This is a genomic window from Pseudooceanicola sediminis (assembly GCF_003575965.1).
Lineage (GTDB): Bacteria > Pseudomonadota > Alphaproteobacteria > Rhodobacterales > Rhodobacteraceae > Pseudooceanicola > Pseudooceanicola sediminis.
This window is the reverse complement of the sequence record NZ_QWJJ01000017.1, coordinates 15,960-31,953: the sequence shown is the minus strand read 5'-3', so window position 1 is coordinate 31,953 and position 15,994 is coordinate 15,960. Positions and strand designations below refer to the sequence as shown.

Annotated in this window: 13 protein-coding genes; 6 read left to right on the top strand and 7 right to left on the bottom strand. The window is 66.8% G+C overall.

The genetic code is table 11. The annotated features are described in order from the left end of the window. The first annotated feature begins 11 nt into the window (after positions 1-11). Entirely contained in the window at positions 12-2,003 is a 1,992-nt protein-coding gene (locus DL237_RS17200; RefSeq protein ID WP_158585673.1) for an AsmA family protein, read from the top strand. Between the two features lie 205 nt (positions 2,004-2,208). Here the strand turns inward: DL237_RS17200 and DL237_RS17195 are convergent, their stop codons facing one another. The 4 genes from DL237_RS17195 to meaB all read right to left on the bottom strand — a co-directional run bounded on the left by DL237_RS17195 (position 2,209) and on the right by meaB (position 6,596). Continuing rightward, positions 2,209-2,808 carry a GcrA family cell cycle regulator gene (locus DL237_RS17195; protein WP_119400325.1) on the bottom strand — a complete coding sequence of 200 codons (600 nt, stop codon included), beginning with the start codon at positions 2,806-2,808 and terminating at the stop codon, positions 2,209-2,211. Between the two features lie 244 nt (positions 2,809-3,052). Further along, entirely contained in the window at positions 3,053-3,979 is a 927-nt protein-coding gene (argF, locus tag DL237_RS17190) for an ornithine carbamoyltransferase (RefSeq protein WP_119400324.1), read from the bottom strand. A gap of 78 nt (positions 3,980-4,057) precedes the next feature. Continuing rightward, positions 4,058-5,242 (bottom strand): aspartate aminotransferase family protein, encoded by a 1,185-nt coding sequence (locus DL237_RS17185; protein WP_119400323.1) that lies wholly within the window; start codon positions 5,240-5,242, stop codon positions 4,058-4,060. Positions 5,243-5,618: 376 nt separating this feature from the next. Further along, a complete protein-coding gene (gene meaB / locus DL237_RS17180) occupies positions 5,619-6,596 on the bottom strand; it encodes a methylmalonyl Co-A mutase-associated GTPase MeaB (protein ID WP_119400322.1) in 978 nt (325 codons plus the stop codon). Positions 6,597-6,782: 186 nt separating this feature from the next. Between meaB and hrpB the strand changes: the two genes are divergently transcribed. The 3 genes from hrpB (at position 6,783) to DL237_RS17165 (ending at position 10,815) form a co-directional block, all read left to right on the top strand. Beyond that, positions 6,783-9,221 carry an ATP-dependent helicase HrpB gene (gene hrpB / locus DL237_RS17175; protein ID WP_119400397.1) on the top strand — a complete coding sequence of 813 codons (2,439 nt, stop codon included), beginning with the start codon at positions 6,783-6,785 and terminating at the stop codon, positions 9,219-9,221. A 264-nt stretch (positions 9,222-9,485) separates the two neighbouring features. After that, the gene (rpmB, locus tag DL237_RS17170; protein WP_119400321.1) at positions 9,486-9,776 is read left to right on the top strand and encodes a 50S ribosomal protein L28; all 291 of its coding nucleotides are present in this window, start codon (positions 9,486-9,488) and stop codon (positions 9,774-9,776) included. A gap of 397 nt (positions 9,777-10,173) precedes the next feature. After that, positions 10,174-10,815 (top strand): copper chaperone PCu(A)C, encoded by a 642-nt coding sequence (locus DL237_RS17165; RefSeq protein WP_119400320.1) that lies wholly within the window; start codon positions 10,174-10,176, stop codon positions 10,813-10,815. 55 nt (positions 10,816-10,870) lie between these two features. Here the strand turns inward: DL237_RS17165 and DL237_RS17160 are convergent, their stop codons facing one another. After that, complete coding sequence (locus DL237_RS17160) at positions 10,871-11,572, bottom strand: NAD-dependent deacylase (protein WP_119400319.1); 702 nt, start codon at positions 11,570-11,572, stop codon at positions 10,871-10,873. A 183-nt stretch (positions 11,573-11,755) separates the two neighbouring features. On the opposite strand from DL237_RS17160, the gene DL237_RS17155 reads away from it, so the two are divergent. Then, positions 11,756-12,223 carry a low molecular weight protein-tyrosine-phosphatase gene (locus DL237_RS17155; RefSeq protein WP_119400396.1) on the top strand — a complete coding sequence of 156 codons (468 nt, stop codon included), beginning with the start codon at positions 11,756-11,758 and terminating at the stop codon, positions 12,221-12,223. Between the two features lie 93 nt (positions 12,224-12,316). On the opposite strand, the gene DL237_RS17150 is transcribed toward DL237_RS17155, so the two are convergent. Continuing rightward, entirely contained in the window at positions 12,317-12,622 is a 306-nt protein-coding gene (locus DL237_RS17150) for a hypothetical protein (RefSeq protein WP_233545038.1), read from the bottom strand. Positions 12,623-12,958: 336 nt separating this feature from the next. Continuing rightward, entirely contained in the window at positions 12,959-13,741 is a 783-nt protein-coding gene (locus DL237_RS17145) for an MBL fold metallo-hydrolase (RefSeq protein WP_119400318.1), read from the bottom strand. A 356-nt stretch (positions 13,742-14,097) separates the two neighbouring features. Here DL237_RS17145 and lepA point away from each other — a divergent pair, with 356 nt between their 5' ends. After that, positions 14,098-15,897, top strand: a complete 1,800-nt coding sequence (lepA, locus tag DL237_RS17140) for a translation elongation factor 4 (protein ID WP_119400317.1) — start codon at positions 14,098-14,100, stop codon at positions 15,895-15,897. The last annotated feature ends 97 nt before the right edge of the window (positions 15,898-15,994 follow it).

The following is a 15,994-nucleotide window of genomic DNA, read 5'->3' as shown; positions in this document are numbered from 1 at the left end:
AGGAGCGAGCAATGCGGGTGATCCGGCGGATTTTTGGGTTTTTGGTGGTTCTGGTGGTGGTGCTGGCGCTGTTTGTCGTTGGCGCGGTCTTCCTGCTGCCGGGCGCGCGGATCGCGCAGATCGCGGCGGACCAGATCGAGGCCCGCACCGGGCGGGCGCTGACGATCACCGGCGATACCTCGGTCAGCTTTTATCCGACGCTGGGGGTCGAGACGGGGCCCGTGCAGCTGGCCAATGCCGACTGGTCCGGGAACGGGCCGATGTTCCAGGCGCAGGCGCTGAAGATCGGGGTGGATGCGCGGGCGCTGATCGGTGGCGATATCCGCATCACCACGCTGGAGGCGACGGCGCCGCGCATCCTGCTGGAGAAGACCGCCGATGGGCGCGCCAACTGGGATCTGTTCGGCACGCTGAGCGCCAGCGCGGGCGCATCGGATGTGGCGGGCGCGGCGCCGGCAGAGGGCGCGGAGGCGGGTGCGCGCGCCTTTGGTCTGGAGCGCGCGATCCTGAGCGATGCGGCCCTGCGCTATGTCGATCCGGCGAGCGCAACGGATGCGATGTTCCAGGGCGTCGACATCGATCTGCGGCTGCCCGATTTCAATGGCCCTGCGGATCTGGAGATGGTGCTGCGTCCGGCGGGCGAGGCGCTGCGCGTGAGCGGCCATGTCGAGCGGTTTGCCGATCTGGTGAACGGGGCGGTGTCGGCGGCACGGCTGGACCTGGTCGCCCCCGGCGGGACGGCGCATTTCGAGGGCAGCGTCGGCCTGACGCCTGAGGCGGAGGGCACCTTGGCGCTGAGTCTGCCCGACACGATGCAGTTCCTGACGGCGCTCGGCACGCCCGGTGTCACGCTGCCGCAGGGTCTGGGGCGCAGTGCTGAGGGGACCGGCCAGGTCCGTTTTGCCGATGGTCACCTGTCGCTGGGTGCGGGACGGGTGACGCTGGATGACAACGTGCTGGATGTCGTGGCCGAGATCGACCCGGGGGAAGTGCCGCAGGTGTCCGCACGGCTGAGCACGGGCACGCTGAACCTGGCGGGGCTGGGGGCCGGGGCGCCTGCGGCCAGCGGTGGGCAGGGCGCAGGTGCCGGGGCCCCGGTCGCGTCGTCGGGCGGCTGGTCGCGCACTCCGATCGACGCCTCGGTGCTGGGGCTGTTCAACGGCGACGTGTCCCTGGTGGCGGACGTGGTGAACCTGGGCGCAACCCGGCTGAGCGGGGTCGAGGCGCTGGTGACCGTGGACCGCGCGCGCGCCGTGGCCGATATCCGGCGCATGACGGCCTTTGGCGGGGCGCTGGCCGGTCAGGTCGTGGCAAACAATCGCGCCGGGCTGTCCGTTGCGGCAAAGCTGGGTGTCACGGGCGCGGACCTGGCGCAATTGCTGCGCGAGACCGCCGGTATCACGCGCTTTACCGGGGCGGCGGATGCGCAGGTCGATCTGTTGGCCAGCGGCAATTCGATGGCGGACTGGATGTCGAGCCTGTCCGGCACGGGGCGGATCGAAACGGGGCAGGGCACCATAGCGGGCATCGACCTGGACAAACTGCTGCGGACCGGTGCGGCGAATGGCGGCACCACGATCTTTGACCGGACGGCGGCCAGTTTCACCGTGCAGGACGGTGTGCTGTCGAACGACGACCTGACGATGCAGCTCGCCTCGATCCGGGCGACTGGCAAGGGGCGCGTTGATCTGGGGGCGCGAACGCTGGATTACCTGTTCACCCCGACGATCCTGCGCACGGAGGGGCAGACGATCTCGGTTCCCGTGCGCATCAGCGGACCCTGGGCCAGCCCGCATATCGTGCCGGACCTGGAGCAGGCGCTGCAAAGCAACCTGGACGTCGACAAGGGCGCGCTGGAGCAGGAGGCCAAGGACAAGCTGCGCAAGGAGGTTCAGGACAAGCTGGGCGTCCAGCAGCAAACCGGCGAGAGCAGCGAAGACGCGATCCGGCGCGGGATCGAGGACAAGCTGCGCGGCGGTTTGCAGGATCTGTTCAAACGCTGATCACGTCCGAGGGCAGGGGCCATTGGTCGCGGGCATCTAGATCAGACCGCCCCGGCATGCCACCCGATACCTCGGCGAGGGCCGGCAAGGATCGGGGCCGCCGGATCAGGCCGCCCCACCCGAGGCGCCATAGCGAAACTGCCTGCCCCCCGAACGCAAAAAGCGCCCCCGGGGGAGCGCTTTCAAGCGGTGTTCCAGATGACGTTCAGCGTTTGCGATCGCGGCGCGACGACATCGGCTGAAAGGCGACGCCGACGTGCGCCTCGCAATAGGGCTTGCCCTGTTGCACGGGCAGACCGCAGAACCAGAAATCTTCGGTCGCCGGGTCGCCTACGGGCCACTTGCAGGTGCGCTCGGTCAGCTCCATCAGCGTCAGGCGCTTGGCCTTCTTCTCGATCTCGCTGACCTTTGCCAGGGCCTCGGGGCTGATTTCATTGGCCGAGGGCTGCGGCGGCAGCGGTTGGCCGGCGGGAATGATCGCGCGGCGGGCCGCCGACATGGCCGGCGCTGCGGTCTCGGGTGCGCTGCGCGTCTCTGCCGGTGCTTCGCGCTTGGGGGCGGCGGCGGCAGGGGTGGCGGGCGCCGCGGGCTTGGCCTTGGCCGTTTCGGGCTTGGCCGGGGCGGCTGCGGGCGCGGCCTGTTGTGCGGTGCCCCCGCCCGAGCGGTTCGACAGGCCCAGCCGGTGGACCTTGCCGATCACTGCGTTCCGGGTCACGCCGCCCAGCTCCTTGGCGATCTGGCTGGCGGATTGGCCCTCGCTCCACATCTTTTTCAGAAGCTCTACGCGTTCATCGGTCCAGGACATGCAGGTCCTCCAGGGTTCTCGGCGGCCGCTTCCTGCGGTCGAAGGTGACAGGGCGGCACCCATGTGCCGCCCCGGTCCGTTGATCAGGCCCCTATTTTAAACACCAGCGCCCGAGATACAAGGTCGCGCCGCGACGATTCGCAGCCTCGGCGGTGTTCCCCTGTCTCTTCGGTGTCTCTTCGGTGTCTCTTCCGTGTCGCTTCGATGCGCGGACTCGGTGCCGGGACAGTGGCCATGTGTCTGTTCACAGGCCGAGGCACCAGCGCATCACGGCCTTCTGCGCGTGCAGGCGGTTCTCGGCTTCGTCAAAGATCACCGATTGCGGGCCGTCCATCACCGAAGAGGTCACCTCTTCGCCACGGTGTGCGGGCAGGCAGTGCATGAACAGCGCCTTGTCGCCCGCCGCCGCCATCAGCGCGTCGTTCACCTGGTAGGCCCGCAGCATGTTGTGGCGGCGTTCGCGCGCCGATTGCGCGTCGTGCATCGACACCCAGGTGTCAGCGACGATCAGGTCGGCGCCCTCTACCGCGCGCATCGGATCGCGCTCGATCACGATGCTCGAGCCATGGTCGCGGGCAAAGCCGACGGCCTTGGGGTCGGGGTCCAGCTGCATCGGGCCGGCAAAGGTCAGGTCAAAGCCGAACTGGCCCGCCGCATGCAGGAAACTGGCGCAGACGTTGTTGCCATCGCCCGTCCAGACCACCTTCTTGCCCTTGATCGGGCCCCGGTGTTCCTCGAACGTCATGATGTCGGCCATGATCTGGCAGGGGTGGGAATTGTCCGTCAGCCCGTTGATCACGGGCACACTTGCGGCATCGGCCATCTCGTGCAGAACAGCCTCGTCGAAGGTGCGGATCATGATCAGGTCGACATAGCGGCTAAGGACACGGGCGGTGTCGGCAATCGTCTCGCCATGGCCCAGCTGCATGTCCTGACCCGACAGCACCATCGTCTGCCCCCCCATCTGGCGCACGCCGACGTCGAAGGAGACGCGCGTCCGGGTCGATGGTTTTTCGAAGATCAGCGCCACCATGCGCCCGGCCAGCGCCTGTTCGTCATCCGGCGTGCCGCGCGGGCGCCCTTCGCGGGCGGTCTTGATGGCGCGGGCATGGTCGATGATCTGGCGCAGCTCTCCGGCGTCGGTGGTGTGCAGGTCTAGGAAATGGTTCATCGGGAAACTCTTGTTATCGCCGGGGGCAGGGCGCGGCCCGCACCCCCGGACGGTTCTGAAATTGGCGCAGGGGTGGCCTTACTTGGCCAGCGCCTGCTCCACGTCTGTCGCAGCGGCGTCGAGCCGGGTGATCGCCTCGGCAATCTCGTCGTCGGTGATGGTCAGTGGCGGCAGCAGGCGCAGCACGTTGTCGGCGGCGGGGACCGTGATCACCTCGTTCGCATAGCCCGCCTTGACGATATCGGCGTTGGACGCCCTGCACTTCAGCCCGATCATCAGGCCAAGACCGCGCACGCTCTCGAAGACATCGGGATGCGCGGCGACCAGCCCCTCCAGCTTCTGACGCAGAAGCGCGGATTTGCGGTTTACTTCGGCCAGAAAGGCGGGATCCGTGACATGTTTGATCACTTCGATTCCAACCGCGCAGCCCAGGGGATTGCCGCCGTAGGTCGAACCGTGGGTGCCCGCGACCATACCCGAGGCCGCCTCCTCGCTCGCCAGCACGGCGCCCAGGGGAAAGCCGCCGCCGATCCCCTTGGCGACCATCATGATGTCGGGTGTGACCCCGGCCCATTCATGGGCGAACAGGCGACCGGTGCGCGCGATACCACATTGCACCTCATCCAGGATCAGCAGGGTACCGGTCTTGTCGCAGAGGGCGCGCAAGGCCTTGAGGTCAGCATCGGGAATCGGGCGAATCCCGCCCTCGCCCTGTACCGGCTCGATCATGATTGCGGCAGTGGTCCCGGATACCGCGGCTTCCAGCGCCTCCCAGTCGCCCCACTTCATCACCTTGAAGCCCGGCAGCAGAGGGCCGAACCCCTTGACCATCTTCTCCGTCGGCGCAGCGGCGATCGCAGCAGACGATCGACCATGGAAGGCACCGTCGAAGGTCAGGATCTCGACCCGTTCCGGCTGCCCCTTCTCGTACCAGTACTTGCGGGCCATCTTGACGGCCAGTTCGCAGGCTTCGGTGCCCGAATTGGTAAAGAAACACGTGTCGGCAAAGCTGGCGTCCACCAGGCGGCGTGCCAATTCCTCCTGCTGGGGGATCTCGTACAGGTTCGACAGATGCCAGACCTTCTGTGCCTGTTCCGTCAGCGCCGCCACCAGCGCCGGATGGGCGTGTCCCAGGGCGTTGACCGCGATCCCCGCGCCCAGATCGAGAAATCGGCGCCCGTCCTCCTCGATCAGCCAGGTGCCTTCGCCCTTCACGAAATGAAGCGGCGCGCGGGAATATGTCGGCAGGACAGCAGGGATCATCAGACGTTCCTCTGGAGTACGGAGGCCCTGAAAGAGCATGTGCTCGCGGGCCAAGTCAAGTTTTCAGGAAGTGGAGTATGCGCGCCGCGACAAATTGGGCGCAGGATCGGCCAGGGCGCGCCCCATAGGGGGCGCCTGTTACGCGCGTCGGCGTCGAAGTGCGAGGGGCGTTTGAGCGATCATGCTGATCTCATACGCCGATCCGTGCGTTTTGCAAAGATCCAATCTGTGTTCATCCCCTTTGCCATGTTGTGCATCATACCGCCTCCGGCGGGGGTATTTCCGGCCAGATGACAAGGAGCCGCCCTGCCATGTTTCCCTGTTGGAAATATCCCGGGGGAGGCAGGCGTAGCCTGGCGGGGGCAGAGCCCCCTCCCTAGCGACGGTGCAATTCGGACAGCATCTCTCCGGCCGCGATCGCCGGTGTCGTTTCGCCCCGGGCGACAGCCTCTGCAAGCGACGCCATCCTGCTGCGCGCCTTTTCGGTTTCCAGCTCGGCAAGCAGCCCTTGTTTCACCTCTTCACGAAACCAGTAACGTGCCTGTGCACTTCGGGCGGCCTCGAGGTGGCCGTTGGCGCGTCGCCATTCGGCGAGCGTCTGCATTTGCCCCCAGGCTGCGTCCAGACCCGACTGCTCGGTGGCAGATACCATGAGCGCCTTGGGAAAGCCCTCGGGGTCCTGCGGTCGTTTGCGCAGCAGCCGCAATGCGCCGGCATAGTCGGCACAAGTGCGGCTGGCGGCGGATTTCAGCTCTCCATCGGCCTTGTTGATCAGGATCATGTCCGCCATTTCCATGATGCCGCGCTTCACGCCCTGCAGTTCGTCGCCACCGGCAGGGGCCAGCAGAAGAAGGAAAAGGTCGCTGATCTCAGCCACGACGGTTTCCGACTGGCCGACGCCCACGGTCTCGATCAGCACCACGTCGAAGCCAGCGGCCTCGCAGACCGCGACCGCTTCTCGCGACCGGCGGGCGATGCCGCCGAGGTGTGTCTGGCTGGGCGAGGGGCGGATGTAGGCGCCGGGCGCACGTGCCAGCCGGTCCATGCGGGTCTTGTCGCCCAGGATGGAGCCACCGGAGCGGGCCGAGCTTGGGTCGACGGCCAGTACCGCGACTTTCAGTCCGTCACGGGTCAGCATCATCCCGAAGCTTTCGATGAAGGTCGATTTGCCGACTCCCGGTGTGCCGGACAGGCCAATCCGGAGGGCCTGCCGCCTTTCCCGTGCCAGGCGTTGGATCAGGCGGGCCGCGGCCTCGCGGTGATCGGCGCGGCTGCTTTCGACCAGTGTAATCGCCCGGCTGAGCGCGCGTCGGTCGCCTGCCAGAACCTTTTCGGCGATCGTGTCGAGATCCATCCTGCCTCTTCCCCCCGTGCTGGTCCGATGCTCTTGGGTGTAGCGCGCGGTTGCAGGCGACGTCCAGAGCGGGCGCGGGCAGGCCGCGCGGGCTTCTTGTTGGCGGAGCCCGGTCGCAGGCGGGGGCCTTCGGTGGTGCGCACCCGCCCGATGGACGCGCCGCGCCGGATCGGGGATAAGCGCGTCATGACACGTTTGCCGATTGACGATGCCCTGCCAGACCTGATCGCCGCCCTTGGGGCGCGCGGGCGGGCGGTTTTGCAGGCCCCGCCCGGTGCGGGCAAGACCACGCGCGTACCGCTGGCGATGCTGGAGGCCGGGATCGGCGCAGGCGGTCGCATCCTGATGCTGGAACCGCGCCGTCTTGCCGCGCGCGCCGCCGCCGAACGGATGGCCGAAACCCTGGGCGAGTCAAGCGGCCAGACCGTCGGGTACCGCGTGCGCGGCGAAAGCAAGGTCAGCCGCGCCACCCGGATCGAAGTCGTCACCGAAGGCATCCTGACCCGGATGATCCAGTCCGACCCGGAACTGACGGGGATCGGCGCGGTGATCTTTGACGAATTCCATGAACGGTCACTGAATGCCGACCTCGGGCTGGCCCTGTGTCTCGAGATCGCGGGTGCGCTGCGCGAAGACCTCGTGCTGCTGGCCATGTCTGCGACCCTGGATGCCGGGCCTGTCGCCGACCTGATGGGCGATGTGCCGGTGATCACGTCCCAGGGGCGGGCGTTTCCGGTCGACCTGGTGCATGCCGACACCGCGCTGCCGAAGGGGCCGGCGCTCTGGGGTGCGGTGGCGCAGCTGGTTGCGCGGGCGGCGCGCGAAACCGATGGCAGCGTGCTGGTCTTTCTACCCGGCGCGGGCGAGATTTCGCGCGTCGAACGCGCGCTTGGCGGTCAGTTGCCCGCTGATTGCACCGTCCGTCCGCTTTATGGCGCGATGAGATTTGCCGACCAGCAGGCCGCCCTGCGCCCCCCGGAAAAGGGCCGCAACGTGGTGCTGGCGACCTCGATCGCGGAAACCTCGCTGACCATTCCGGCGGTGCGCGCGGTGGTCGACGCGGGCCTGTCACGCCGCGCACGGTTCGACCCCGGTTCGGGCATGTCGCGGCTGGTCACGGAAAAGGTCAGCCGGGCCGAGGCGGCGCAACGTGCCGGACGGGCGGGGCGTGTCGCGCCCGGCACCTGCTATCGCGCCTGGACGAGGGGAGAGGAGGGCGCGATGGCGGCCTATCCCCCGGCGGAAATCGAGGCGGCCGACCTCGCCGGGTTGATGCTGGAGCTGGCGCTCTGGGGCGCCGCGCCGGATGCGCTGGCCTTTCTGACGCCGCCCCCCGAGGGCGCACTGGGTGAGGCGCGGGCCCTGCTGAACATGCTCGGCGCGCTGGATGCGACCGGCAGTATCACCGCGCATGGCCGCCGTCTGGCGGGCCTGCCGCTGCACCCGCGCCTGGCGCACATGTTGGCGGTGGCGGGGAAGGAGGCCGCGCCGCTTGCTGCGTTGCTGGCAGATCGCGATCCGATGGCGCGCGGCGCGCCGGTCGATCTGTCCCTGCGCCTGCGTGCGCTGGCCGGCGCGCATGAGCCGCGCGCGGACATGGGCGCGATCAACCGGATCCGCACCGAGGCCAAACGCCTTGCCCGCGATGTCCCGCCCCTCGGCCAGATCGGCCAGCCTCTTGGTGCGGCGGAAATGGCGGCGCTCGCCTATCCCGACCGCATCGGGTTGCGCCGCCCCGGCGACGCCCCGCGCTATCTGCTTTCGGGGGGCAAGGGGGCCGTCCTGTCCGCCGAGGATCCGCTGGCGGGTGCGCGCCTGCTTGTGGCGACCGATCTCGATGGCGACCCGAGAGAGGCGCGCATCCGGCAGGCCGCGCAGATCAGCGAGGCTGAGGTGCGCGCGCTGTTTTCCGACCAGATTCGCCCGGTTCGCCTGTGCGAATGGTCCCGGCGCGACCGCCGCGTGATCGCACGCCAGCAGGAACGCCTGGGCGCCATCGCGCTGACCGACACGGCGTGGAAGGATGCCCCTGCCGAAGAGGTTGCCCGCGCCATGCTGGATGGCGTGCGTGACCTCGGGTTGCAGCCGAACGGCCCCGCGCGGCTTTTCCTGTCGCGGGTCCGCCTGGTTGGCGCGCAGCACCCGCTGCCGGATTTTTCCGATGCCGCGTTGCTTGAGGGAATCGAGGAATGGTTGCTGCCCCATCTCTCCGGCGTCCGCTCGGCAGGCGATTGGAAGGCGTTCGAACTGCTGCCTGCGCTGCGCGCGCGCCTTGACTGGAACCAGCAGCAGCTGGTGGACACCGAGGCCCCGGGCCACTTTCTGACACCGCTTGGGCGGCGCATCGCCATCGACTATGCCGGAGAGGCCCCGGCAATATCCCTGCGCCTGCAAGAGATGTTCGGCCAGACCCGCCATCCGCAGGTGGCCGGGCGGCCCCTTGTGGTGACGCTTTTGTCGCCCGCCGGACGCCCCGTGCAGGTGACGCAGGACATTCCGGGGTTCTGGGAAAGCTCTTATGCGGATGTGCGCAAGGACATGCGCGGGCGCTATCCCCGCCACCCTTGGCCCGAGGATCCGCGCCAGGCGGATCCGACGCTGCGCGCCAAGCGCAAGGGAACCTAGGGATCCGCGCCAGGCGGATCCGACGCTGCGCGCCAAGCGCAAGGGAACCTAGGGATCCGCGCACTTTGGCGACGCGCCCTGCGGTCGGGCGGGGCAATCGGGCGTCACGCGTGGCGGTGGGGCCGCGCGGCACCGGCTTAACACTTGACCTCACCCCCATCCGAGCCTAAAGACGCGCAACGAGTTTCAGGGCGCCGTCGCACGCGGTGCCTGTTTCTATTGAACGGGGCGCGACCCGCCCTTCTGATCAGACGAGGATATACCATGTCGCGCCGCTGCGAACTGACCGGTAAAGGCCCCATGACTGGCAACAATGTCAGCCACGCCAACAACAAAACCCGCCGCCGTTTCCTGCCGAACCTGAACGACGTTTCGCTGCGTTCGGAAGCACTGGGCCGCACCATCAAACTGCGGATCTCTGCCAGCGCCCTGCGCTCGGTCGATCACCGCGGTGGCCTGGACAAGTTCCTGGCAAAGGCGAAAGACGTCGAGCTTTCCGACAACGCCTTGAAAGTTAAGAAAGAAATCGCAAAGCTTCAGGCCGTTCAAGCCTGATCCTGCGCCTTGTTCTACGCTTTGGAGCCCTGCCAAACTGGCGGGGCTCTTGCGTTTGGGACGACGGCTTTCCGGCCCAGTCCGGGGTGGCCGAACGTCCCCTGCGCACCGTTTGACCCGTGCGATGCCCCCGTCGACGGCACAGCCGCCGGGGCACCACCAGGCCGTTATCGGACAGGGCCCTGTTGCCCAAACCCTGCGGCGTCTGGGGGCCGCGCGGCGCGCTCGCCCGTCATAGTGCGGTGTGGCAAAATGCGTGCGCAGCAGCGAATCGGCCGACAGGCGATGCTTCGGTCACGCGCGCCCACATCTGTGCGCCCCGGCGGTTGAGGGGGAATCGCCGGGACGTTGCCCGATCACTGATTCTCGCCCCGCGACCCTTTTGCAGGAGATCCAGATGTTCAGATATGCCCTACATGCCATCCTTTCCCCGCTTATCGGCTCCGCGGTTGCCAGCTCCCGGTTTGTCCGCTCCCCGTTTCTCTGCTCCCCGTTTCTAAGCCTTGTCGTCGGTCTTTGCCTGAGCGTCAGCGCCGCCCAGGCCGAGATCCTGGTCGAAGATGCCTATGCCCGCGCGGCCACCCCGACCGCGAAATCGGGCGCCATCTTCATGACGTTGCGCAATACCGGGCCGGGCGATGACCGCCTGATCGGTGCCAGCACCCCCATCGCCGCGCGGGCCGAACTGCACAGCACCACGCAGGGGGCCGACGGCGTGGTCAGCATGGCGCGGATGGATGACGGGCTGATGGTCGGGGCAGGGTGCGCGGCCCTGCTGGGGCGCGGTGCCGACCATCTGATGCTGATGGGGCTGACCGGGGGGATGACGCAGGGCGCGCGCTTTCCCCTGACGCTGAGCTTTGAAAAGGCCGGCGACCTTACCGTCGACGTGCCTGTCGACATGAACCGCCTGCCGGGCGGGCCGGTCATTTCCGGCCATGTGAACCACGATCACGGCGACATGGACATCAGCGCGACGCAGTACGGCAACCCCTCGGCAGGTGATGCCGCAGACTGTGATACGCCGACATCACGGTGACGGGGCGCCGCGCCTTCACAATCGGTCGCGTCGCGGCGCGATCAAGGGCTGCTCCTCAGCGGTCGGCCTCGGCCAGCATCTCTGCCACCCACGTCGGCACCAGATCACTGGCGCGGCCCTGGCGCACCTCGGCAAAGGCGCTGTGTCGTGCCGATGCCTCAAGGTTCAGTTCCAGCGTATGGGCCCCGTTCGCATCGGCCTCCTGCACGAAACCGGCGGCGGGATAGACCTGTCCCGAGGTGCCGATCGCGACGAAATAGCTGCACGCGGCCAGACGCGTCAGGATCGTCTCCATGTGATAGGGCATTTCACCGAACCAGACGATGTCGGGGCGGGCACCGGGCTGGTGGCAGGCGGGGCAGGGATGTGCCGTTTCCATCTGCGCCGGGGCGGGCCAGCGATGGCCGCAGGCGGGGCACAGCGCGCCCGCCAGCGCGCCGTGCATGTGCAGCACCTCGTTCGATCCCGCGGCCTCGTGCAGGGCATCGACGTTCTGGGTGACCAGGGTGACCTGCCCGGGATAATCGCGTTGCAGCCGCGCCAGGGCGGTATGCGCGGCATTGGGGCGCGCCGCGGACGCGGCCGCGCGCCGGGCGTTGTAGAACCGCTGGACCAACGCCGGATCGCGCGCGAATCCCTCGGGCGAGGCGACGTCCTCGACCCGGTGGCGTTCCCATAGGCCACCGGCATCCCGAAAGGTGCCAAGGCCGCTTTCGGCGGAAATGCCGGCCCCCGTCAGGATCACGATGTTTTCCATGGCGTTTCCCCCTGCATGGCGTTCGGGCGCGGATGCAACGTCTGCCGCGCGCGCCCCTTTCCTGGTCTGGCCTTCTCTGGTCTGGGCCTGTCATCTTTCCGGTCCCGCCTTCGTCGGAACGGGTCTTTTCCCCCGACGGTGCGCGGGTTAGGCTTTTGCAGAACCTGCACGATCGGGGCCGAAATGACCACGTCCATCCTCTTTGTCTGCCTCGGAAACATCTGCCGCTCGCCCTCGGCCGAGGCGGTGGCGCGCCAAATGGCGCCCGGCCTGCGGCTCGACAGTGCGGGGACCGGGGGCTGGCACGCCGGTGAACCGCCCTACGAGGCCATGCAGGCCGCGGCCCGCACGCGGGGCTACGACCTTTCGGACCTGAGGGCGCGGCAGTTCCGTCGCGCTGATTTCGATGATTTCGACCTGATCCTGGCCATGGACCCCGCGAACCTGCGCGATATCGAGGCGCAACGCCCGGCGGGCCATGCCACCCCTGTGCGTCTGTTCACCTGCTACCTGCCGCAGGACAGTCGGTTCATGGGGGCCGATGCCGTGCCGGACCCGTGGTACACCCGCGATTTCGACGGCGCGCTGGACCTGATCGAGGCCTGTACGCGCGGCCTGCTGGCCGAACTGGGAGAGACGCCGCGCAGCTGAGGCCCGACGCGTTGCCGATGGGTCTGAAGGCGGCTGTGGTCATGCCGCGACCGCCGCAGCGAACGGCGGCTGTCGCCCGGGCCGGTCACCTGATCAGGAACACATCGCCTGCGCGGCCTGACCAAAGCTGCTGTACTTGCTCCAGAAGGCATCGTCCTTGGCGGTCTTGGACATTTTCACATCCTGCGCCTTTTGCGGTTCCTTGATGATCTTGGCGGCAAGGCGCTGATCCTGCTTGTTCAGGGTCATGTCCGCAACCTGCTGGATGCAGACGCAGAGGCGCGGGCTGGTGCCGTTGCCAGCGCCGAGGCAGGCCTGGCTGATGGGGCCGGCGTTGCCGGTGCTGCCCGCGAAGATCGCGCACGCGGCCAGCGCCGCAATCGATAGAGATCTGATCATTGTCGTTGCCTTCTGTCCCGAGCCGCATTGCAGGCTTGTCCGCATGGGCCTTTGGCCGGTGCGGCGGTGATCCTGTCTGTTTCGGCTGACGATTCCCGTCCACGCGGGATTTATGGCAGAAATATGCCAAATTTTGGGTGAATATTGCGATGTTTGCGACGGCATGAGCAAAAGATTGCCGATATCGAGGGGCAGAGAATTTGGCCCCGACGAAAGAGGCACGCACGTCACTTGGCCGGTCCGCAATCGACACCGGATGCGTCTCGAATGACCGGTCCCGTCAAGACAGTCCCGGCGAAGCGCCGGACCCGCAGGCGGGGTCCGGCAAGCAGCGTGTCAGCTGGCGTACCAGGGCCCCATCACGACCTCGGTGTCCGTGCCCGCATCGGCGAGAAGGCTGGCAAACTTGTCCGGGTCGCTGCCGCGGTAGTGGTAGGGGTAAACCACCTTCGGGGCAAAGGCGGCGACGCCGTCGGCGGCCTGCTCTTCGGTCATCGTGTAGGGCAGGTTGAAGGGGACGAAGGCGATGTCGATATCGCTCAGCGCCTTCATCTCGGGCGTGTTTTCGGTATCGCCGGCGATATAGACCCGCAGGCCGCCAACCTCGAGGATATAGCCGTTGTCGCGACCCTGGGGGTGATAGTCGAGCCGGCCCTCGGTCATGTTGTAGGCCGGGATCGCCTCGATCGGCATGTCGAGCAGCGTGCCCGTGTCGCCGTTGGCCAATACGGTATTGCCCGCCTGCATCGCTTCGCCCAGTTGTTCGCCGACGGTGGGGTTGGTGATCATCGGCACCGATCCCCCCGCACGCTCGACCAGCCCAGAGAGGGTTTCAGGGTCGAAGTGATCGCCGTGATGATGGGTGATCAGGATGAAATCGGCCGGGGGCAGGGCGGCATAGGCCTCGGCGCCGCCGACGGGGTCGACATAGATCGCACCCGCCGGTGTGACCATGACGAAGCTGGCGTGTTGCACGGGGTGGATCGAAACGGTTTCGCCCGCGTCGGTCTTGTAGATATCGCCGGTCAGGTTTTGCGCCATGGCGGCAAAGGGGCGCAGGATCGTGGTGGCGGCCCCGGCGGCGGCGGCAGTGGTCAGAAAGGTTCTTCTCCGGATCATTGTCGTCTCTCCCATGGATGTCGTGGCGCAAGGGTAGCGCAACGGCGCGGCGGGTCACTTCACGAAGGCGTCAGGAATGCAGGGGTGGGGGCAGGTTTGCAGCGGGGAGTGTGGCACATCGGGGGCGCTGCCCCCTTGGGCCCGTGGCCGGGCCCAATTCCCCCGGGGTATTTCCGGCCAGATGACGGGGGAGGTTGCGCGAGAGGCGGCGGGCGAGGTGTCGGGGGAGGATGGGGAGTGCGGGTGCGCGGCGATGGGGGGGGCGCGGATCCTGCGGAACGCGGCGATGCCCGGGCAACAGAAGCTGGTGCAAGAGAGCTTGCCAAAGCCCTGTTTCCCTAGCATATGCTGGCACCATGACCGAGCTTTCGCACATCCGCAACTTCTCCATCGTCGCCCATATCGACCACGGGAAATCCACCCTGGCCGACCGGTTGATTCAATCCACCAACACCGTTTCTGCGCGCGAGATGAAGGCGCAGTTGCTGGATGCGATGGATATCGAACGTGAACGCGGCATCACCATCAAGGCCAACACGGTTCGCATCGAGTACAAGGCCGACAATGGCGAGGTCTACATCCTCAACCTGATCGACACGCCCGGGCATGTCGACTTTGCCTACGAGGTCTCCCGCTCCATGCGTGCGGTCGAGGGGTCGCTGCTGGTGGTTGATTCGACGCAAGGGGTCGAGGCCCAGACCCTGGCCAACGTCTATCAGGCGATCGATGCCAACCACGAGATCGTGCCGGTGCTGAACAAGATCGACCTGCCCGCCGCGGACTGTGCCCGCGTCGCCGAGCAGATCGAGGATGTCATCGGCATCGATGCCTCCGAAGCGCTGCAGGTCTCGGCCAAGTCGGGCATCGGGATTCACGAGACGCTGGAGGCGATCGTGCATCGTCTGCCCGCCCCCACCGGCGACGCCGGCAAGCCGCTGACCGCGATGCTGGTCGACAGCTGGTATGATGCCTATCTCGGCGTGGTCGTGCTGGTGCGGGTGATGGATGGCGTTCTGAAAAAGGGCGACCGCGTCAAGATGATGCAGAACGGCTCGATCCACCTGGTCGATCGCATCGGCGTGTTCCGCCCCGCGATGCAGGACGTCAAGGAACTGGGCCCGGGCGAGATCGGCTTTATCACCGCGCAGATCAAGCAGGTCCGCGATACCCGCGTCGGCGATACCATCACGCATGAGAAAAAGGGGGCGGACAAGGCGCTGCCGGGGTTCAAGCCCTCTCAGCCCGTGGTGTTCTGCGGTCTCTTCCCCGTCGATGCCGCCGAGTTCGAGGACCTGCGCGATGCCATCGAGAAGCTTGCCCTCAACGATGCCTCCTTCAGTTACGAGATGGAGACCTCGGCGGCGCTCGGCTTCGGTTTCCGCTGCGGCTTCCTCGGGTTGCTGCACCTCGAGGTGATCCGCGACCGGCTGGAGCGTGAATATGACATCGACCTGATCACCACCGCGCCCTCGGTGATCTATCACATCTACATGCGCGACGGCACGCTGGTCGAACTGCACAATCCCGCCGACATGCCTGACATGACGCTGATCGATCATATCGAGGAGCCGCGGATCAAGGCGACCATCCTGGTGCCCGACGAATACCTCGGCGACGTGTTGAAGCTTTGCCAGGACCGGCGCGGCATCCAGCTCGACCTGACCTATGCCGGCAGCCGCGCCATGGTCGTCTATGACCTGCCGCTGAACGAGGTGGTCTTTGATTTCTACGACCGTCTGAAATCGGTCACCAAGGGCTATGCCAGCTTTGACTATCACCTGATGGGCTACCGCGAGGATGCCCTGGTCAAGATGTCGATCCTGGTCAACGACGAGCCCGTCGACGCCCTGTCGATGATGGTGCACCGCGACCGGGCCGAGATGCGCGGCCGCGCGATGGTGGAAAAGCTGAAGGAGCTGATCCCGCGCCACATGTTCAAGATCCCGATCCAGGCGGCCATCGGCGGCAAGGTCATCGCCCGCGAGACCCTTTCGGCCATGCGCAAGGACGTGACGGCGAAGTGCTACGGCGGCGACGCCACCCGGAAACGCAAGCTGCTGGACAAGCAGAAGGCGGGCAAGAAGAAGATGCGCCAGTTCGGGAAAGTGGATATTCCTCAGGAAGCATTTATCAATGCGCTGAAGATGGACGGGTGAGGGCTGTTGTAGGCTCTAAGGAATTTGAAAGCGCTCTTTTGCGGGGCGCTTTTTTAATTTTGGCATTGTTTTGGATTATGGGCTCTGAAGATGAACC